The 17,956-nt window shown below is 69.9% G+C and carries 16 protein-coding genes; 6 read left to right on the top strand and 10 right to left on the bottom strand.

What is annotated here, in order from left to right:
* Positions 1–8: 8 nt before the first annotated feature.
* Genes hutI through hutH form a run of 5 tightly spaced genes read right to left on the bottom strand, consistent with a single transcriptional unit; the run spans position 9 to position 5,832 of the window.
* On the bottom strand, positions 9–1,232 hold the full coding sequence (gene hutI / locus HWX31_RS31790) for an imidazolonepropionase (protein WP_174963406.1): 1,224 nt from the start codon (positions 1,230–1,232) through the stop codon (positions 9–11).
* 9 nt (positions 1,233–1,241) lie between these two features.
* A complete protein-coding gene (locus HWX31_RS31785) occupies positions 1,242–1,880 on the bottom strand; it encodes a HutD/Ves family protein (protein ID WP_174963404.1) in 639 nt (212 codons plus the stop codon).
* 2 nt (positions 1,881–1,882) lie between these two features.
* Positions 1,883–3,571, bottom strand: coding sequence for a urocanate hydratase (gene hutU, locus HWX31_RS31780; RefSeq protein WP_059963416.1), 1,689 nt, complete (start codon positions 3,569–3,571; stop codon positions 1,883–1,885).
* A gap of 37 nt (positions 3,572–3,608) precedes the next feature.
* On the bottom strand, positions 3,609–4,304 hold the full coding sequence (hutC, locus tag HWX31_RS31775; RefSeq protein ID WP_059609901.1) for a histidine utilization repressor: 696 nt from the start codon (positions 4,302–4,304) through the stop codon (positions 3,609–3,611).
* A 4-nt stretch (positions 4,305–4,308) separates the two neighbouring features.
* Positions 4,309–5,832, bottom strand: a complete 1,524-nt coding sequence (hutH, locus tag HWX31_RS31770) for a histidine ammonia-lyase (RefSeq protein ID WP_174963402.1) — start codon at positions 5,830–5,832, stop codon at positions 4,309–4,311.
* A 216-nt stretch (positions 5,833–6,048) separates the two neighbouring features.
* Here hutH and HWX31_RS31765 point away from each other — a divergent pair, with 216 nt between their 5' ends.
* Positions 6,049–6,984 (top strand): glutamate/aspartate ABC transporter substrate-binding protein, encoded by a 936-nt coding sequence (locus HWX31_RS31765; RefSeq protein WP_244143898.1) that lies wholly within the window; start codon positions 6,049–6,051, stop codon positions 6,982–6,984.
* Between the two features lie 7 nt (positions 6,985–6,991).
* Here HWX31_RS31765 and HWX31_RS31760 read toward each other — a convergent pair whose 3' ends face one another.
* A complete protein-coding gene (locus tag HWX31_RS31760) occupies positions 6,992–7,765 on the bottom strand; it encodes a 4'-phosphopantetheinyl transferase family protein (RefSeq protein WP_174963400.1) in 774 nt (257 codons plus the stop codon).
* A gap of 33 nt (positions 7,766–7,798) precedes the next feature.
* Complete coding sequence (locus tag HWX31_RS31755) at positions 7,799–8,863, bottom strand: alpha/beta hydrolase family protein (protein ID WP_244143897.1); 1,065 nt, start codon at positions 8,861–8,863, stop codon at positions 7,799–7,801.
* Between the two features lie 81 nt (positions 8,864–8,944).
* On the opposite strand from HWX31_RS31755, the gene HWX31_RS31750 reads away from it, so the two are divergent.
* On the top strand, positions 8,945–9,886 hold the full coding sequence (locus HWX31_RS31750) for a LysR substrate-binding domain-containing protein (protein WP_174963396.1): 942 nt from the start codon (positions 8,945–8,947) through the stop codon (positions 9,884–9,886).
* A 34-nt stretch (positions 9,887–9,920) separates the two neighbouring features.
* Here the strand turns inward: HWX31_RS31750 and HWX31_RS31745 are convergent, their stop codons facing one another.
* Complete coding sequence (locus tag HWX31_RS31745; RefSeq protein WP_174963394.1) at positions 9,921–10,901, bottom strand: acetyltransferase; 981 nt, start codon at positions 10,899–10,901, stop codon at positions 9,921–9,923.
* 341 nt (positions 10,902–11,242) lie between these two features.
* Here HWX31_RS31745 and HWX31_RS31740 point away from each other — a divergent pair, with 341 nt between their 5' ends.
* Together HWX31_RS31740 and HWX31_RS31735 are read left to right on the top strand one after the other, a co-directional pair.
* Complete coding sequence (locus HWX31_RS31740; protein WP_174963392.1) at positions 11,243–12,610, top strand: MFS transporter; 1,368 nt, start codon at positions 11,243–11,245, stop codon at positions 12,608–12,610.
* A complete protein-coding gene (locus HWX31_RS31735) occupies positions 12,597–13,646 on the top strand; it encodes a lactonase family protein (protein WP_174963390.1) in 1,050 nt (349 codons plus the stop codon). Before HWX31_RS31740 ends, HWX31_RS31735 begins: the two co-directional genes overlap by 14 nt.
* A 17-nt stretch (positions 13,647–13,663) precedes the next feature.
* Here the strand turns inward: HWX31_RS31735 and HWX31_RS31730 are convergent, their stop codons facing one another.
* A complete protein-coding gene (locus tag HWX31_RS31730; RefSeq protein ID WP_174963389.1) occupies positions 13,664–14,248 on the bottom strand; it encodes a hypothetical protein in 585 nt (194 codons plus the stop codon).
* A gap of 269 nt (positions 14,249–14,517) precedes the next feature.
* Between HWX31_RS31730 and HWX31_RS31725 the strand changes: the two genes are divergently transcribed.
* Positions 14,518–15,618 carry a fatty acid desaturase gene (locus HWX31_RS31725; protein WP_174963386.1) on the top strand — a complete coding sequence of 367 codons (1,101 nt, stop codon included), beginning with the start codon at positions 14,518–14,520 and terminating at the stop codon, positions 15,616–15,618.
* Between the two features lie 494 nt (positions 15,619–16,112).
* On the top strand, positions 16,113–17,207 hold the full coding sequence (locus HWX31_RS31720) for a glycoside hydrolase family 191 protein (RefSeq protein WP_244143896.1): 1,095 nt from the start codon (positions 16,113–16,115) through the stop codon (positions 17,205–17,207).
* A 110-nt stretch (positions 17,208–17,317) separates the two neighbouring features.
* On the opposite strand, the gene HWX31_RS31715 is transcribed toward HWX31_RS31720, so the two are convergent.
* Positions 17,318–17,944 (bottom strand): hypothetical protein, encoded by a 627-nt coding sequence (locus HWX31_RS31715; protein ID WP_059749891.1) that lies wholly within the window; start codon positions 17,942–17,944, stop codon positions 17,318–17,320.
* Positions 17,945–17,956 lie beyond the last annotated feature (12 nt).

Below are 17,956 nucleotides of genomic sequence, written 5' to 3'. Positions count from 1 at the left end.
GGGTCCCATCATCCGTTCGTGCGGCGAAACACGGTCGCCCCGCCGCGCACGACCTGCTCGCACAGCGGGCGGCCGATCCAGTAGGCGAGCTCCGCGAGCGAGCCGACCGACCACACCGCGAAATCGGCCTGGCGGCCGACTTCGAGCACGCCGTGCCGGCCTGCGCGGCCAAGCGCCGCGGCCGCATGGCGCGTGACGCCCTGCAGCACTTCCGGCACCGTCATCCGGAACAGCGTGCAGCCGAGGTTCAGCGTCAGCAGCAGCGATTCGAGCGGCGACGTGCCCGGGTTGTGATCGGTCGCGAGCGCGATCGGCACGCCATGCTTGCGCAGCAGGTCGAGCGGCGGCAATTGCGTCTCGCGTATGAAGTAGTACGCGCCGGGCAACAGCACGGCGACCGTGCCGGCCGCCTTCATCGCTTCCACGCCGGCTTCGTCGAGAAATTCGAGGTGATCGGCGGACAGCGCGTGATAGCGCGCGGCAAGCGCGGTGCCGCCCGCGTTCGACAGTTGCTCCGCGTGCAGCTTGACCGGCAGCCCGCGCCGCGTCGCGGCCTCGAACACGCGCTCGGTCTGCGCGAGCGAGAAGCCGATCCGCTCGCAGAACACGTCGACCGCGTCGACGAGCCCTTCGTCGGCGAGCGCCGGCAGCATCCGTTCGCACACCTCGTCGATGTACGCGTCCGCGCGGCCCGCGTATTCGGGCGGCAGCGCGTGCGCGCCGAGGAAGGTCGTGTAGACGGTCACCGGGAAGCGCTCGCCGAGCTGCCGCGCGACGCGCAGCATCTTGCGCTCGCTCGCGAGGTCGAGCCCGTAGCCCGACTTGATCTCGATCGCGGTCACGCCTTCGGCGAGCAGCGGCTGCAGGCGCGCGGCGGCCTGCACGAACAGCGTCGTCTCGTCGGCCGCGCGCGTCGCGCGCACCGTCGACACGATCCCGCCGCCCTTCCGCGCGATCTCTTCATAGCTGACGCCCGCGAGGCGCTGCGCGAATTCGTCCGCGCGCGTGCCGCCGTACACGAGGTGCGTGTGACAGTCGACGAGCCCCGGCGTCACCCACGCGCCGTGCAGGTCCTCGCGCGCCCAGTGCGCATAGCCGTGCGGCAGCGCGGAGAACGCGCCGAGCCAGACGATCGCGCCGGTTTCGTCGACGGCAATCGCCGCATCGTCGATCGTCTCGTCGGGGTGGCCGTGCGGACACAGCCTCAGGTGATGCCAGACAGTCGGTTTCATGCGTTCCGTTCAGTTCGTATCGGTAGCGTCGAGCGACACGGCGAGCAGCGCGCCGTCGCCGCTCATCGCGACGTCAAGCGCACGCTGCAGCCCGTCGAGCCGCAGCGTGTCCAGTTCTTCCAGCGTGTGGGTGGCGCCGTCGAGCGCGACCTGCACCGTCCCCGCCGCGCAGAACAGCAGCACGGTGTCAGCACGCGCGATGCGATGCGTGCCGGCGCGCCACACGGCGACCGACCCGCGCGTCGTCGCGCGGCGCGTCATCAGGTTGAAGTCGCGCGTCGGGCCGTCGTGCAGCGTCGCGTCGATCGCCGTTTCGCCGGCGAAATCCGCGCGCGCGAGCGGCGCGTCGAGCACGTGCCGCGCACCGCCTTCGCCGGCGAGCGTCATGCCCGCGCCGGACAGCAGCATCAGCGTGCGGTCGACGCCTTCGAAGCGCGAGAACGGCCCCGCCGCGGCGACGTCCGCGACGCTCACGCGCCACGCGAACGCGTCGAGCGCGGCGCCGGGCGGCGCCCCGAAGGAAGTCCCCTTGGGGGAATGCGCGGCGATCTCGCGCGTCACGCCGCCGCCGTTCTTCCACGGCGACGCGACGAGATCCGCTGCACGGATCATCGTCGCGTTCACCGGCGCCTGGTCGTGCGCCGTCATGCTCAGCGGCCGAGCATCGGCAGCTTCAGGCCGGCTTCGCGGGCCGTCTGCTGCGCGAGTTCGTAGCCGGCATCCGCATGGCGCATCACGCCCGTAGCCGGATCGTTCAGCAGCACGCGGCCGAGACGCTCGTGCGCTTCGGCGGTGCCGTCCGCGACGATCACGACGCCCGAGTGCTGCGAGAAGCCCATCCCGACGCCGCCGCCGTGGTGCAGCGACACCCACGACGCGCCGCCCGCGGTGTTCAGCAGCGCGTTGAGCAGCGGCCAGTCGCTGACGGCGTCCGAGCCGTCCTTCATCGATTCCGTCTCGCGGTTCGGGCTCGCGACCGAACCCGTGTCGAGGTGATCGCGGCCGATCACGATCGGCGCCTTCAGCTCGCCGTTCTTGACCATCTCGTTGAACGCCTGGCCGAGGCGGTAGCGATCCTTCACGCCGACCCAGCAGATCCGCGCGGGCAGGCCCTGGAACGCGATGCGCTCGCGCGCCATGTCGAGCCAGTTGTGCAGGTGCGGATCGTCGGGGATCAGCTCCTTCACCTTCTGGTCGGTCTTGTAGATGTCCTCAGGATCGCCGGACAGCGCGACCCAGCGGAACGGGCCCTTGCCTTCGCAGAACAGCGGCCGGATGTACGCCGGCACGAAGCCCGGGAAGTCGAACGCGTTCTCGACGCCCATTTCCAGCGCCATCTGGCGGATGTTGTTGCCGTAGTCGAGCGTCGCCGCGCCGCGCTGCTGCAGCGCCAGCATCGCGCGCACCTGCACGGCCATCGACTGCTTCGCGACCTTCACGATGCTCTGCGGATCGACCTTCTGCGCTTCGCGCCATTGCGCGACCGTCCAGCCCTGCGGCAGGTAGCCGTTGATCGGGTCGTGCGCGCTCGTCTGGTCGGTCACGCAGTCCGGCGTGATGCCGCGCTCGACCAGTTCCGTGAACACGTCGGCCGCGTTGCCGAGCAGGCCGATCGACACCGGCTTGCCGGTGCGCTTCGCTTCCTCGATCATGCCGAGCGCCTCGTCGAGGGTCGTCGCCTTCTTGTCGACGTAGCGGGTCTTCAGGCGGAAGTCGATGCGCGTCTCGTCGCATTCGACCGCGATCATCGAGAAGCCGGCCATCGTCGCCGCGAGCGGCTGTGCGCCGCCCATGCCGCCCAAGCCGCCCGTCAGGATCCAGCGGCCCGACGGGTCGCCGTTGAAGTGCTGGTTCGCGACCGCGAAGAAGGTTTCATAGGTACCCTGAACGATGCCCTGGCTGCCGATGTAGATCCAGCTGCCGGCCGTCATCTGGCCGTACATCATCAGGCCCTTGCGGTCGAGCTCGTTGAAGTGGTCCCAGGTCGCCCAGTGCGGCACCAGGTTCGAGTTCGCGAGCAGCACGCGCGGCGCATCCTTGTGCGTGCGGAACACACCGACCGGCTTGCCCGATTGCACGAGCAGCGTCTCGTCCTCGTTCAGGTCCTTCAGCGACGCGAGGATCTGGTCGTAACACTCCCAGTTGCGCGCCGCGCGGCCGATGCCGCCGTACACGACGAGCGCATGCGGGTGCTCGGCGACTTCCGGGTCCAGGTTGTTCTGGATCATCCGGTACGCGGCTTCCGCGAGCCAGGTCTTGCAAGTCTTCTCGCTGCCGCGCGGCGCGCGGATCGTGCGCGTCGGATCGAGACGGGGATCGATGTGTTTCGGATGGTTCATGACGACTGCTCCCGAGGGAAATGGAAAATCAACAGATTCAGAAATGCCCGGTGAAGCGATAACGGCTGCCGGGATGCCACAGATTCGCCACCGAGGCGACGACGCCCTGCGACCAGGTGCGCCGATGTAAAACCAGACACGGTTCGACGTCGTCCATCCGAAGCTGCTCGCGCCGCTCCGGCGCGGGTGCGGCCGCTTCGATCCGGTACTCGACGCGCTGCAGCGGAGCCGCGCGCATCAGGTACTGGTTCGGCGTCGTGTTCGTAAAATCCTGCTCGGCGTAATCCGGCGCGACCGCCGGATTCACCCATCGCTCTTCGAGCTGCACCGGCTCGTCGTTCTCGAAATGCAGCACCTGCGAGTGAAACAGCTTCGCGCGCACCGCAACCTGCATCTCGTCCGCAAGCGCCTCGTCGGCCCTCACGATCTCGAGGCCGAGCACGCTCGCGCGATGCGCGTGCCCGCGCGCGGCCACCTCTTCCGAGATGCTGCGGATCGCCACCAGCGTCGACTCGTACTTCGGCCGCGCGACGTAGGTGCCCGCGCCCTTCATCCGCGTGAGCACCTGCTCGGCCGTCAACTCGCGCAGCGCGCGGTTGACGGTCATGCGCGCGACCTTGAACTCGCGGGCCAGCTCGTTCTCGGACGGCACCTGGTCACCCTCCTCCCACTCGCCGGCGTGGATGCGGGCCAGGATGAAATCCTTGATCTCCTGGTAGACCGGTGCGCTCATGGGCTTACTGTTCCGACGCGAACGAGAACGGCGCGACCTTCGCGAACGCGCGCTCGCCAACCAGCTTCGCGATCACCGCGATGTCCGGCGCGAAGTAGTGGTCGAGCTCGTAGTGCGCGACCTTGCTGCGGATCGTCTCCATCACGGGCGCCAGCTTCGGGCTCGTGTGATGCGGCGCGCGCAGGTCGACGCCCTGCGCGGCGGCCAGCAGTTCGATCGCGAGGATGTGCTTCGTGTTGTCCGCGATGTCGGCGAGCTTGCGCGCGGCGAACGTCGCCATCGACACGTGGTCTTCCTGGTTCGCCGAGGTCGGCAGCGAGTCGACCGACGCCGGGTGCGCGAGCGTCTTGTTTTCCGACGCCAACGCGGCCGCCGTCACGTGCGCGATCATGAAGCCCGAGTTCACGCCGCCGTCCTTCACGAGGAACGGGGGCAGGCCCGACAGCGTCGCGTCGATCAGGAGCGCGATGCGGCGCTCGGCCAGCGCGCCGATTTCCGATGCGGCGAGCGCGAGGTTGTCGGCCGCGAACGCGACGGGTTCCGCGTGGAAGTTGCCGCCCGACAGCACTTCGCCGGTGTCCGGGAAGATCAGCGGGTTGTCCGACACGGCGTTCGCCTCGACCAGCAGCACGTCGGCCGCATGGCGCATCTGGTCCAGGCACGCGCCCATCACCTGCGGCTGGCAGCGCAGGCTGTACGGGTCCTGCACCTTGTCGCAGTCGCGGTGCGACTGGTTGATCGGCGAGCCTTCCAGCAGGTCGCGGTAGGACGCGGCCGCGTCGATCTGGCCTTGGTGGCCGCGCAGCTCGTGGATGCGCGCGTCGAACGGCTTCACCGAGCCGGCCGCCGCGTCGACCGACAGCGCACCCGCGACGAGCGCGGTGCGGTACAGGTCTTCGATCGCGAACATGTTGTCGAGCGCCAGCGCCGTCGACGCCTGCGTGCCGTTCAACAGCGCGAGGCCTTCCTTCGCCTGCAGCGTGAGCGGCGCGAGGCCCGCGACGCGCAGGCCGTCGACCGCGCTCGCGCGCTCGCCGCGGATGAACACTTCGCCGACGCCGAGCAGCACGGCCGACATGTGCGCGAGCGGCGCGAGGTCGCCCGACGCGCCGACCGAGCCCTTCACCGGGATCAGCGGCAGCACGTCCGCATTGAACAGCTTGATCAGCGCGTCCATCACTTCGCGACGGATGCCCGAGTGGCCGCGGCCGAGGCTCGACAGTTTCAGCGCCATCAAGAGGCGCACCGACGAGCGCGCCATCGGCTCGCCGACGCCGACCGCGTGCGACAGCACGAGGTTCTTCTGCAGCAGTTCGAGCTGATCGTGCGGGATGTGCGTGCTCGCCAGGCGGCCGAAGCCCGTGTTGATGCCGTAGGCCGGGTCGCCCTTCGCGGCGATGTCGGCCACCGCCTTCGCGCCGGCGTCGATCTTCGCGAAGCTGGCGGGGTCGAGCACGAGCTGCACCGGTTCGCGGGCGATCTTGCGCAGTTGCGGGAGGGTCAGGTAACCGGGGGTCAGCGTAATCATGTGAGCAATCCTGTCTAGACAAGTTCGAGATGGATGCAGTGTAGCCATCCGAACTTGTCTAGACAACCCGTTTTCCCCCGATTTCGACTCGGGAGTTTCCCTGATGCCCGGAACGGTCCGCAGGCCGGCGCGCCCTGGATCGGCATTTATCACATGTTGCGATTATTTTTGTCTTGGCAACATACGATTCATACCATCCGCTTTGGAGAAGTCGCCATGAACACCCCGTCCCGTTCGTCCCCTTGGTCCGGTTTCGCCGCCCTGCTCGCCCGCTGCACGTTCGCCGCCGCCTGCGCCGCGGCCTGCGCGCCGCTCGCCGCGGAGCCGCTCTCCGGCACGCTCGCGAAGATCCAGCAAAGCAACGTGATCGCGATCGGCCATCGCGAGACGTCGGTGCCGTTCTCGTACGTCGACGCGAGCGGCAGGGTGATCGGCTTCTCGCAGGACCTGTGCGACCGCGTGATCGCCGCGGTCAGGGCGCGCACCGGCAAGCCGGACCTGCAGGTGCGCTTCATCCCGGTCACGTCGCAGAACCGCATGCCGCTCGTGCAGAACGGCACGGTCGACCTGGAATGCGGCGTGACGACGAATCTCGCCGCGCGTCACGCGCAGGTCGCGTTCTCGACCACCTTCTTCGTCGCGACGACGCGCCTGCTCACGCGCACGACGTCCGGCATCCGCGACTTCCCCGACCTGGCCGGCAAGACCGTCGTGACGAACCAGGGCACGACGTCCGAGCGGCTGCTGCGCAGGATGAACGAGGAAAAGAAGATGAACATGCAGATCATCAGCGCGAAGGACTACGGCGAGGGGCGCCTCACGCTCGAATCGGGCCGCGCGGTCGCGTACATGATGGACGACGTGCTGCTCGCGGGCGTGCGCCAGCTCGCCGCGAAACCGGCGGACTGGACGATCGTCGGCACGCCGCAATCGTCGGAGGCCTACGGCTTCATGCTGCGCAAGGACGATCCGCAGTTCAAGGCGCTCGTCGACGGCGTGCTCGCGCAGGCGATGAAGAGCGGCGAGATCAATGCGCTGTACGACAAATGGTTCATGAAGCCGGTGCCGCCGAAGGGGCTGTCGTTCGACTTCCCGATGAGCGACGTGATTAAGGCGCGCTACGCGGCGCCGAACGACACGCCGCTCGAATGAGCGGCGCTCACGCGCGCGTCCACGCGACGCACGCCGCGTAGCCGGGCGCCGCGTCGAGCCACGCCGCGTCGAAGCCGGCCACGCCGGCCGCGGGCGCGGCGGGCGAGACGACCTCCACCGCCGGCGTCGCCGCATCGCGCGGCGGCACCACCGCAAACGCCCGCAGCCCGCCGCCGATGCCGGTGCCGAGCGCCTTGAGCAGCGCTTCCTTCGCGGACCACACGTGCATGAACGCGTCCGCGCGCGCGGGGTCCGGCAGCGCGTCGAGATAGGCGGCTTCGCCGGGCGTGCACACTTCGCGCGTCAACCCGCGCCAGTCGGTCGCGCGGTCGCAGCGCTCGATGTCGACGCCGACCCGGCAGTCGGCCGACCACGCGATCAGCGCGTGATCGCCCGCGTGCGACACGTTGAAGTCGAGCGGCGGGTGATGCGCGTGATGCGCGGGATCGAGCGCCGGGCGGCCGGCTTCGCCGACGATGAGCGCCACCGCATGCGGCGCGATGCCGAGCTGCGCGCCGAGCACGTCGCGCAGCGCGACGCGCGTGCCCGCGCTGCGCACCGCGTCCTGCGATCGCAGAAAGCGCCCTGCCCGCGCACGCTCGGCGTCGCTCAACGCCGCATACGCGGGCGACGCGAGCGGCACCTGCCAGTCGAAATCGACGCGCACGACCTGCACGCCCGCGCGGCGCGCGGCCGCCGGCACGTGGAGCGGATGCGCACGATAGGCACGATGCGCGGCGGGCGCGTCGCAGGCGGAATCGGGAACGGACGGATTGGGCATCGATGCGGGACCGGCAGGACGAAAGGTCTGATGTTAATCGATCGCCGTGCGCACGACCGTGCCCGCCGGCGCATGCCACGCCCGCGCCGCCGCGTGGCGCGCATGGACGACGCCCGGCGCATCGGCCGGCAGCGCGCCGTGCTGCAGCCAGTGCAGTGCGACCGGCCACAGCGTGCCGGCGAAGCGGCTGTGGAAGAACGCGAAGTGCCCGATCGCATCGACGCCGATATCACGCGGCGCGATCCGCAGATGCGTGACGTCGCTGCCCGTGTAGTAACCGATCAGCCGCTCGATCGCGGCGACGGTGCCGAATGCGTCGTCGTCGAGCCCGATCGCGAGCATCGGCGCGGTGAGCGCCGCGAAGCGCTCGGGCAGCTCGGCGCGGCTCGCGACGTGCTCGGCGTGCGGCGCGCGCGCATAGGCGTCCTCGAAGCGCGGCCGCGACCGCGCCCACGACAATGCGACGCCGCGCGGCGTGTCCTCCATCCAGCCGAGGCGCTTGGCCGGCACGTAGCCGCAGGCCGCCGCGAGCATCGGCATCGCGACGTGCCACTTCCACCACATGCGCCGCCGCTCGGCCGGCAGGTAGTCGCGCCAGTATGCGTACTGCGCGCCGACCGTCAGCACGCGCCGCACCCGGCGATTCGACGCCGCCAGCCCGAGCGCGAAGCCGCCGATGCTGTGCGCGACCACGTCGAGCGGCTGGCCGGGAAACGCGTCGCGCGCGTACTGCAATGCGGCCTCGCAATCGAGCCGCCCCCAGTCGAGCCAGTTCGCGCGCAGCCCGGCGAGCCGCGCGGGCCGCGACCCGCCGATGCCGCGATAGTCGTAGACCAGCACGTCGCGCCCGTGCGCGAACAGCCATGCGGCGAAGCGGAAGTAATAGTCGCAGCGCACCGACGTCGCGCAATTCACGACGGTGACCGGCCGTCCGGCCGCGCCGCCGCTGTCGACTGGAGTTGGCGCTTTAGCGCTTACTCCAGTCCCATGCAAAGCTGTATGCCGCCACGCGTGACCGCGCAGCACGTAGCCGTCCGCCGCGCGCAGCGTGACCGGCTCGGGCGGCAACGCGCCGGCCGCCTCGTTCGAATCCGTCATCGTGTCTCCTCGCGCGGGCCGAACTTGACGCATCGCGCAAACTCAACCAATCTTGCTGCTTCGTTCGCATGAATCCAACGCATGTCAACGCCTCTCGTCCGTCTCCCGTCTCTGGACCTCGTGCGCGGCTTCGTCGCCGTCGGCCGCCGCATGAGCATTACGCTCGCCGCGCAGGATCTGTGCGTGACGCAATCCGCGGTCAGCCGCCAGGTGCATGCGCTCGAAGCGCATCTCGGCGTCGCGCTGCTGCAGCGCGGCTACCGCAAGATCGCGTTCACGCCCGAAGGCGAGCGCCTGTTCCGCATCGCCGACGCCGCGCTGCACAGCCTGCAGGACGCCGTCGGCACGCTCACCGCCGCGCGCGAGCGCCAGCCGGTCACGATCACCGCGAGCATCGGCGTCACGGCGCTGTGGCTGCTGCCGCGGCTCGGCCGGCTGCAGGCTCGCCATCCGGAGATCGACCTGCGCGTCGCCGCGAACGACAAGGTACTCGATTTGCGCGCCGAAGGCATCGACCTCGGGATTCGCTACGCGCCCCTCGACCGTGCGCCGGAAGGCGCGCTGCACCTGTTCGACGAGACGGTGGTGCCGGTCGCGCACCCCGCGCATGCGACGCGGCCGATCGCGGATGCCGCCGCGCTCGCGGGCCACGTGCTGCTCGAATTCGACGGGCAGCCGCAGACGCAGTTGCAGTGGCACGACCATCTGCGCGCGGTCGGGCTCGGCGACGCGCGCCCGAAGAGCGTGCTGCGCTTCAACCAGTACGACCAGGTGATCCAGGCGGCGATCGCCGGCCAGGGCATCGCGCTCGGGCGGCTCGCGCTCGTCGCGCCGATGCTCGCGGACGGCCGGCTGACGGTGCTCGGGCCGCGCCGGCCCGCCCCGCAGAACGGCTACGCGTACTGGCTGTACCAGCGCGACCCGACGCCGCGGCGCGAGGTGGCCGAGGTGCGCGACTGGATTCGCGCGGAAGCGGCCGAATGCGACGCGGCCGTGCGCGCGCAGGCCGCCGCGCAGGAGTAACGCTCCCCTGCGTGCGGCCGAACGCGACCCGACGTCAGTCCAGCCGGAACGCCGCCTCGAAGCGCGCGACGAACGCGTCGAATTCCGCTTCCGGCAGGTGGTTGATGCCGGCGGCGCGCTTGCGCCCGCCGCCGGTCGGGAAGGTGCGGCAGAAGTCGTCGGCGCCGAGCGGCCGGCCGTCGGGCACGCGCACGCTGACGCAAAGCCCGCCGTCCGCGCGCGGCGACAACACCGCGAGCGCGACACCGGGCGCATTGCGCACGCGCTCGTTCGCGAGCATGCCCGTCGCGCGCCGCGCCCACGCCTGATCGGGCATCCGGATCAGCGTCGCGCCCGGCACCTCGCGCAGCGGCGCCAGCGCGCGGGCGCGCGCCAGGTCGTCGCGGCAGCCGTCGCGCAGCGCGGCGAACACCGGCGTGCCGCGCACGAAGTCGAGCGGCTCGGCGCACGGCAGCATCGCGTCGGCCAGCGCCGCGGGATCGAAATGCAGGTCGCCGACGCAGTCGCCGTACGCGTTGTAGTTCAGGTAGCGCCCGAGCGCCGCGAGCGTGCGCGCGTGCTCCGCGTCGATGCCGTGCGCGTGCGCAAGCGCGTCGCCGAGCGCCGGCAGCTCGTCGCCGAACGCCGCGACGATCGCCCAGTGCACGTGAGCGCCGCCGAGGTAGCGGTTCACGAGCGCGCTCGTGCACACGTCCGCCGCCGTGTCGATATGCGCGTCGAAACCCGGATCGTCCGGCAGCGCGCCCGCGAAGTGATGGTCGAAATAGCGGATCGCGACGCCGTCGCGCAGCAGCCGGGCGACGGCGTCGCGATTCTGGTCGTGCGACACGTCCAGCACGGTGACCCGGTCGCCCGCGCGCGCGTCGACCCGCGCCAGCAGGCGCACGTCGCGCTTCACGCCGGTGACGAGCGCGCCCCGCTCGCCCTCGGCGAGCCGCAGTTGCTGAAGCGCGCACAGGCCGTCCGCGTCGCCGTTGAACGCGAAGAAGTGCCGTCGGCCGTCGAGTGCCCGCATCGTCCGTTTCCCTGTTCTGCAACGCGGCGTGGCGCTGGAGCCGCTGCCGGTCGCGTCGATCACCCGATATTTTGACGCGACGGCGAGCACGGCCGTCAATACCGCGCCGCCGGGGCAGCGGCAATCCGGTGCCCGACAGGCTAACCATGTCATACGTCATCAGATATCAAATCGACTCTTCCAAGCCGATCCGATCGCAACGAAACCCGGAAACCTGCAACTTCCCGGGTAAACCCGCGACGCCGGCGAGCGCGCCTGAGCGTAACATGTCATACGACGACATACTACATAACCTCGCCGCGCCAGCGCCCCAAACGCCGTCGCCCCGACCGGAGACACCCTTGAACCCGCCCTCGCCCGCCCGATCCGGCCGCGACCCGCTCGCGTCCGCCGTCTCCAAAGTGAAATGGCACGTGCTGCCGCTCGTGCTGATCATGTTCATCGCGAACTACATCGACCGCGTCAACGTCGGCTTCGTCGACCGCCATCTCGAGGCGTCGATCGGCATCGGCGCGGCCGCCTACGGGCTCGGCGCCGGGCTGTTCTTCGTCGGCTACGCGCTGTTCGAGGTCCCGTCGAACCTGCTGATGCAGCGCTACGGCGCGCGCGTATGGCTCGCGCGCATCATGGCGACGTGGGGCCTCGTCGCGGCGTCGATGGCGTTCGTGTGGAACGACACGTCGTTCTACGTGCTGCGCTTCCTGCTCGGCGCGGCCGAGGCCGGCTTCTTCCCCGGCGTCGTGCTGTACCTGACGCAATGGCTGCCGCCGCAGGAGCGCGGCAAGGCGATGGCGATCTTCCTCGGCGGCTCGGCGTTCGCGTCGGTGCTGTCCGGCCCGCTCACGGGCGCGCTGCTGTCGGTCCGCGGCCTCGGCCTGCAGGGCTGGCAGTGGATGTTCCTGATCGAAGGGCTGTTCTCGGTCGTGCTGTGCGGCGCGAGCTGGCTGCTGCTGAAGTCGCACATCCGCGACGCGACGTGGCTCACGCCGGACGAGCGCAGCGCGCTCGAACACGCGCTCGACGACGAGCGCGCGAAGCGCGACGTGCGTTCGCGCGTGCACGTGCCGGCGCTCGCGCTGCTGAAGGATCCGCAGATCGCGCTGTTCTGCTTCCTGTATTTCTCGATCCAGCTGACGATCTACGCGGCGACCTTCTGGCTGCCGACGATCATCCGCAGGATGGGCGGCCTCACCGACTTCCAGGTCGGGCTGTACAACACGATTCCGTGGATGATCGCGATCGGCGCGATGTACGGCTTCGCGGTGCTGTCCGCGAAATGGAAGCATCCGCAGCGCTGGCTCGCGTGCGCGCTCGTGCTGGCCGCGTGCGGGCTGTTCGCGTCGACGTCGCACGATCCGGTGTGGTCGTTCGCGTCGATCTGCTTCGCCGCGCTCGGCTTCAAGGCCGCGTCGTCGCTGTTCTGGCCGATCCCGCAGGGCTACCTCGACACGCGCGTCGCCGCGGCCGTGATCGCGCTGATCAACTCGATCGGCAACCTCGGCGGCTTCGTCGCGCCGACGGCGTTCGGCTATCTGAAGCAACATACGGGTTCGATCACGGGCGGCCTGTATGCGCTCGCGATCGCGTCGCTCGTCGCCGCGCTCGCCGCGCTGTTCGCCCGCACGCACCGGCGCGGCGACCCGCCGCGCGGCTTGCCGGCCGACGAACCGCTCACCTCCTCCCCGATGCTCCGCCATGCCGAACACTGACCGCCTGACCGTCATCGTCTCGAACGCCGTCGACGGCGATCTCGCCACCTTCTCCCTGGACGCCGGCGGCACGCTCGCGCCGCTCGGCCGGCATCCGGCCGGCGACGCCGTGATGCCGCTCGCGCGCAGCGCCGACGGTTCGCGGCTGTACGCGGCGACGCGCGGCGAGCGGCCGTCGATCGTCGCGTTCGACGTCGATCCGGGCGCCGCCGCGCTCACGCGCGTCGCGTCGGCCGCGATCGACGCGAGCCTCGCGTACCTGACGCTCGACGGCAGCGGCCGGTGGCTGCTGGGCGCGTCGTACGGCGGACACGCGCTGAGCGTCTACGACGCCGCGCGCGTGCGCGACGGCGACGGCGTGCCGCTGCAGGTGATCGGCGGCATCCCGAACGCGCATGCGGTGATCGTGTCCGCGGACGACCGTTTCGCGTACGTCAGCTCGCTCGGCTCGGACCGGATCTTCTGCTTCGAGCTGGCCCACGACATGCGCGGCCTGCGCGCGATCGAGCGCGGCGAGGCGCGCGTCGAACGCGGCTTCGGGCCGCGCCACCTGCGGCTGTCGCGCGACGGCCGGATGCTCGTCGCGGTCGGCGAGTTCGAGGCCCGGCTCGCCGTGTTCGCGCGCGACCCCGACAGCGGCCGGCTCGGCGACGCACGCGTGACGCCGCGCCCGGCGATGCTCGCGCAACTCGCGCCGGGCCACGCTCGGCCGCCGGCGCCGGCCGAGCCGGCCGTCTGGGCCGCCGACCTGCACCTGAGCCCGGACGAGCGCTTCGCCTACGTGTCGGAGCGCACGACGAGCCGGCTCATCTGCTATCGCCGCCATGCGGACGGCGCGTTCGAAGCCGTGCACGCGACCGACACCGAAATGCAGCCGCGCGGCTTCGCGATCGATCCGTCGGGGCGGTTTCTCGTCGCGTGCGGCGAGCGCTCGGAGCACGTGTCGGTGTATGCGATCGCGCCCGAGAGCGGCGCGCTGTCGCTGCGCACGCGCGTGCCCGGCGGACGCGGCGCGAACTGGATCGCGATCGTGTGACGCGGCAAGACGCGCGTTCATGACGCGCTCCGGTCGCGCGCGATCGCCAGCGCGGCGTCGACGTCGCCACGGCGATAGGCGGCGCGAACGGCAGCCGCCCGGGCCGCCAGCACGTCCTGCGCGGGAAGCGCCCGCAACCGCACAACGACGCGCGGCAACGGGGCAAGTTGCTCCCGCAGGCGAACGATCAACCGGCAGCACGGCGACGCCGCCTCGGGCGCGTCAGGGTGCAACGCAGCGTCGGCGAGCCCGGTCACCCACCGGACGGCCGGATCGTGCCGGGTCGCGTCGAGATGCGGCAGATAACGCGCATCGCCTGACAGCGCAATCAGCAGCGCAGCCCAGTTGATGCCCGGCCACACGTAATGCCGGGTCAGGTCGGCCAGCAGCGCATCCGTCAGCGCGGACAGGCTTTGCTGGCACACGTAATGGAAGTCGAGCGGCGCGTACCGCACCTGCGGATAGCCGCGCAGCACATGCTCGAGTTCGGCGCCGGCGTCGACGACGTCCGCCAGGAACCGTTCGGCCGAAGCGGGCCGGTTCAACCTGAGGGACGGAACGTGCGAGAGCAGGCGGTAGACATCGTCGGGCAGGTAATGCATCGCAAACCTCATTGTCGCGGGAGCCGGACAGCGCGCGACGAGCGGCAACGCATCGCCTCCTCGCTTCGCCCCGGATCGGGCCGCGGCATGTCACCCCGGCATCTTGCCCCAACCTCTGCCGCATGAACATCACGCGCGTCGAAGGCAACGGCCCGCAATGGCCCGAAATGACACCGCCATTGGCACCGCCGGCCCTCGCGCGCCGTGTGGCGCACGCCTATGCTTGACGCATCGGCATAGCGCCCCACTCTTTTGCAGGAAACCGGTCGATGAGCCAGCGAGCCCGCATCACGTTCCGCAACGACGCGGAGAAAGTCGCCTACGTGCGCCGCGAGGTCAACGCGGCGAGCGACGCGATTCGCGCGCGCTTTCCGCTGCTCGATAACCAGAACCTCGTCGGCGCGGGCGTGATGGCCGTGTGCGTCGCAGCGCTGCTCGCGATCGCGTGGCTGCATGCGCGCGGCGCGCTCGCGTGGTACGTCGCGCTGCCGCTCGCCGCGTTCGCGACGTCGCTGATCCACGAGCTCGAACACGACCTGATCCACCTGATGTACTTCAAGAGGACGCCGTGGGCGTACCACCTGATGATGGCGCTGTGCTGGCTCGCGCGGCCCGGCACGATCAATCCGTGGACGCGGCGGCGCATGCACCTGCATCACCACAAGGTGTCCGGCGGCGAATCGGACCTCGAGGAGTTCGGGATCACCAACGGCGAGCGCTGGGGCGTGAAGCGCCTGCTGATGCTCGCCGACGGGATGCTCGCGGTCGCGCTGCGCCCGGCCGCGATGCGCCGCAAGCTCACGCAGTACGTCGCCGCGCAGCCCGTGCAGCACGCATCCGAACGCGCGCGGCTGCGTATCGAGCAGGGATCGTCGTACCTGCCGGTCGGGCACCTGTACTACGCGCTGTGGCATGCGTTCATCGTCTACCACGTCGGCCTGTTCGCGCTTGGTGCATTCGGCCATGCGGTCGCCGTGCCGCCGTTCGTCGAGCACGCGATGCGCGTCGTCGATTTCCTCGCGGTGGTCTGGCTCGCGCCGAACTTCGTGCGCAGCTTCTGCATCAATTTCGTCAGCTCGAACATGCATTACTGCGGCGACATCGATTCGCGCAACGTGATCCAGCAGACGCAGGTGCTCAATCCGTGGTGGATGCTGCCCTTTCAGCTGTTCTGCTTCAACTTCGGCAGCACGCATGCGATCCACCATTTCGTGGTGCGCGACCCCTTCTATATTCGCCAGCTCACGGCGAAAACCGCGCATGCGGCGCTGCGCGAAGCCGGCGTGCGCTTCAACGACGTCGGCACGTTCGCGCGCGCGAATCGCTGGGGGCCGTATCGCCCGGCGCGCGGTGCGCAGGCCGACTTGTAACAGAAACCGTAACGAGCGGTAATTCCTTCGCGTTCATACGAAATCCGACGCATGCCGCGCGATGCACCGGCACCGCGCGGCATCGCGCTTTTCTGCGCCCATTCCTCTGTTCTTACGTGTTGTTACGCGGTATACATCTCGTTACCTTCGAAAAAATCCTGCTCGGTTAAAGTCGGTCTCCAATTGATTTAAATCATCCGATTTAATTATCGATTGGTCTTATTAATAACAATCTTGCTCTCTCCATCAGCCCGGCGCGCGGCGGTTGCGTGCGACGGCGGAGAGTTGGCGGCGTCCAAAGCCGCCACGCGTTCGGCTCTGTCGGTGTCACGGCAGGCCCGTCGAACGTCGCTTGCCGATTCCCCTGATTGCAGCTGCGCACCCTCACGGGCGCCGCGTCGTCGCGCGCGCCGTTTCGTCGCGGCGTTGTGTCAGGGGGTGTCCTCCGGTTGCGCGCAACCGGCCTCCGCACCACATTGAACAGGAATCTACCGATGCGAAAGATTGCCCCGTTGGCTCTCTCCCTGATCCTCCCCGTCATGCTGGCCGCCTGCGGCGGCGACGACGGCGGCACCCAATCCGCCAGCGCCCTGAAATGGAACGGCGGCTGGGGCGGCTGGGGCGGCTCGACCTCCACGTCGTCGACGGGCTCGACCTCGACGTCCGGAACGACCTCCGGCACGACGTCGGGCACGACCTCCGGCTCCACGACAACCACGACCACGACCGCGACGAGCGGCCCCGGCTTCCCGGTTGCCGCGCCGTGGATGACCTACTACGGCGACGCGTCGGGTCTCGACCTGAACCGCGCGGCCACCACGTTCCGCGTGATGGACATCGACCTCGATCCGGGCACCGGCAACTTCACCGCCGCCCAGGTCGCGACGCTGAAGAACAACGGCCAGAACAAGGTGCTGAGCTACCTGAACCTCGGCTCGTGCGAGCACTGGCGCGACTACTGGAACAGCGCGCCGAGCGGCTTCGTGTCGTGCGGCGCGAACAAGACGGCACAGCTCGGCTCGTACCAGGGCTATTCGGACGAGACGTGGATGAACGTCGGCAACGCCGACTACCAGAACCTGATCCTCAACTACGTTGCGCCGCGTCTCGTCGCGCAGGGTGCGGACGGCTTCTATCTCGACAACATGGAAATCGTCGAGCACGGCACGTCGACCAGCAACGGCCCGTGCGACGCGTCGTGCAGCCAGGGCGGCCTCGACCTCGTGCGCAAGCTGCGCCAGAAATATCCGAACCTGCTGATCGTGATGCAGAACGCGACCAGCGACGTCACGCGCCTCGGCACCACCGGCGGCGTGAAGTACGCGAGCCTGCTCGACGGCGTCGCGCACGAAGAGGTCTACCAGCCGAGCTACGACCAGGGCGCGGAGCAGGAACTGCTGAACTGGAAGAGCATGAACCTCGCGCCGGGCGGCCATCCGTTCTGGATCGCGACCGTCGACTACGTCGGCTCGTGCACGAACACCGCCGACGCGTCGAGCGCATACACGTCGGCCCGTTCGAACGGCTTCTCGCCGTACGTGTCGGACGCGAGCGCCGGCCAGGGCACGGTCTGCTACTGGGGCTTCTGATCCCCGTGATGCGTCGCGCGCCGCGCGCGTGACGCAACCGGAGGCCGGGCGCCCCGCCCGCCTCCGGCTTCACCCCTCCATGCGGCGCCCGCCCGGGCGCCGCACGCACGCTACGACCGCGCGCGCCGCTCGCCGGACCCGACGACGGGCGTCAGCAACTGCCGCACCAGCCCCTGCGCGACGCTCGTCGCCGCATCACGGCTCCAGCCCGTGCGGCTCGCGGTGCCGCTCCACACCACCGCGCCGGTCTGCAGGTCGATGATCTGCAGCGCGATGCCGATCGCCGGCTCGCCGTCGACCCCGACCTTGTACCGCCACTCGTTCACCGCACCCGTCAGCCCGTAGCGCAGGTGGTTGTCGGTCGCCCACTTCTTCGCCTTGCCGACGTCCGTGCCGGTCCAGTCGACGAACATCCCGTCGTCGCCGGGCGCGCGATACTCGCGCACGTCGGTGTAGCCCTGCGCGCGCAGGAAGCCCGCGACGATCGACGCCGCGCGCTGGCCGGCGTTCGCGGTCTCGGTGTTGTTCTCGATCGGCAGGACGGCCCAGCCGGTGTTCGCCATGCGCAGGTCGCTGTTGCCGCCGTTCGCCTCGAACGGCGACACGGGGCCGCTGTCGACCTGCGCGCAGCCGGCGAGCAGCGCGCCCGCCGCGGCCAGCGCCAGCCACCAGCGGCGGGCGGTCCTTCCGTGCCGCGCCGGCTTGTCCGCCGCATGCGGCGATGCGCTCTCGTTCATTTCGCTCTCCTT

The organism is Burkholderia ubonensis (assembly GCF_902833085.1).
Lineage (GTDB): Bacteria > Pseudomonadota > Gammaproteobacteria > Burkholderiales > Burkholderiaceae > Burkholderia > Burkholderia ubonensis.
This window is presented reverse-complemented; position numbering and strand designations above follow the sequence as displayed.

Excerpts from the sequence above, each read along its gene's own strand:
- hutI (WP_174963406.1), bottom strand. The coding sequence starts at position 1,232 with ATGAAACCGACTGTCTGGCATCACCTGAGGCTGTGTCCGCACGGCCAC.
- HWX31_RS31785 (WP_174963404.1), bottom strand. The coding sequence starts at position 1,880 with ATGACGGCGCACGACCAGGCGCCGGTGAACGCGACGATGATCCGTGCA.
- hutU (WP_059963416.1), bottom strand. The coding sequence starts at position 3,571 with ATGAACCATCCGAAACACATCGATCCCCGTCTCGATCCGACGCGCACG.
- hutC (WP_059609901.1), bottom strand. The coding sequence starts at position 4,304 with ATGAGCGCACCGGTCTACCAGGAGATCAAGGATTTCATCCTGGCCCGC.
- hutH (WP_174963402.1), bottom strand. The coding sequence starts at position 5,832 with ATGATTACGCTGACCCCCGGTTACCTGACCCTCCCGCAACTGCGCAAG.
- HWX31_RS31765 (WP_244143898.1), top strand. The coding sequence starts at position 6,049 with ATGAACACCCCGTCCCGTTCGTCCCCTTGGTCCGGTTTCGCCGCCCTG.
- HWX31_RS31760 (WP_174963400.1), bottom strand. The coding sequence starts at position 7,765 with ATGCCCAATCCGTCCGTTCCCGATTCCGCCTGCGACGCGCCCGCCGCG.
- HWX31_RS31755 (WP_244143897.1), bottom strand. The coding sequence starts at position 8,863 with ATGACGGATTCGAACGAGGCGGCCGGCGCGTTGCCGCCCGAGCCGGTC.
- HWX31_RS31750 (WP_174963396.1), top strand. The coding sequence starts at position 8,945 with ATGTCAACGCCTCTCGTCCGTCTCCCGTCTCTGGACCTCGTGCGCGGC.
- HWX31_RS31745 (WP_174963394.1), bottom strand. The coding sequence starts at position 10,901 with ATGCGGGCACTCGACGGCCGACGGCACTTCTTCGCGTTCAACGGCGAC.
- HWX31_RS31735 (WP_174963390.1), top strand. The coding sequence starts at position 12,597 with ATGCCGAACACTGACCGCCTGACCGTCATCGTCTCGAACGCCGTCGAC.
- HWX31_RS31730 (WP_174963389.1), bottom strand. The coding sequence starts at position 14,248 with ATGCATTACCTGCCCGACGATGTCTACCGCCTGCTCTCGCACGTTCCG.
- HWX31_RS31725 (WP_174963386.1), top strand. The coding sequence starts at position 14,518 with ATGAGCCAGCGAGCCCGCATCACGTTCCGCAACGACGCGGAGAAAGTC.
- HWX31_RS31720 (WP_244143896.1), top strand. The coding sequence starts at position 16,113 with ATGCGAAAGATTGCCCCGTTGGCTCTCTCCCTGATCCTCCCCGTCATG.
- HWX31_RS31715 (WP_059749891.1), bottom strand. The coding sequence starts at position 17,944 with ATGAACGAGAGCGCATCGCCGCATGCGGCGGACAAGCCGGCGCGGCAC.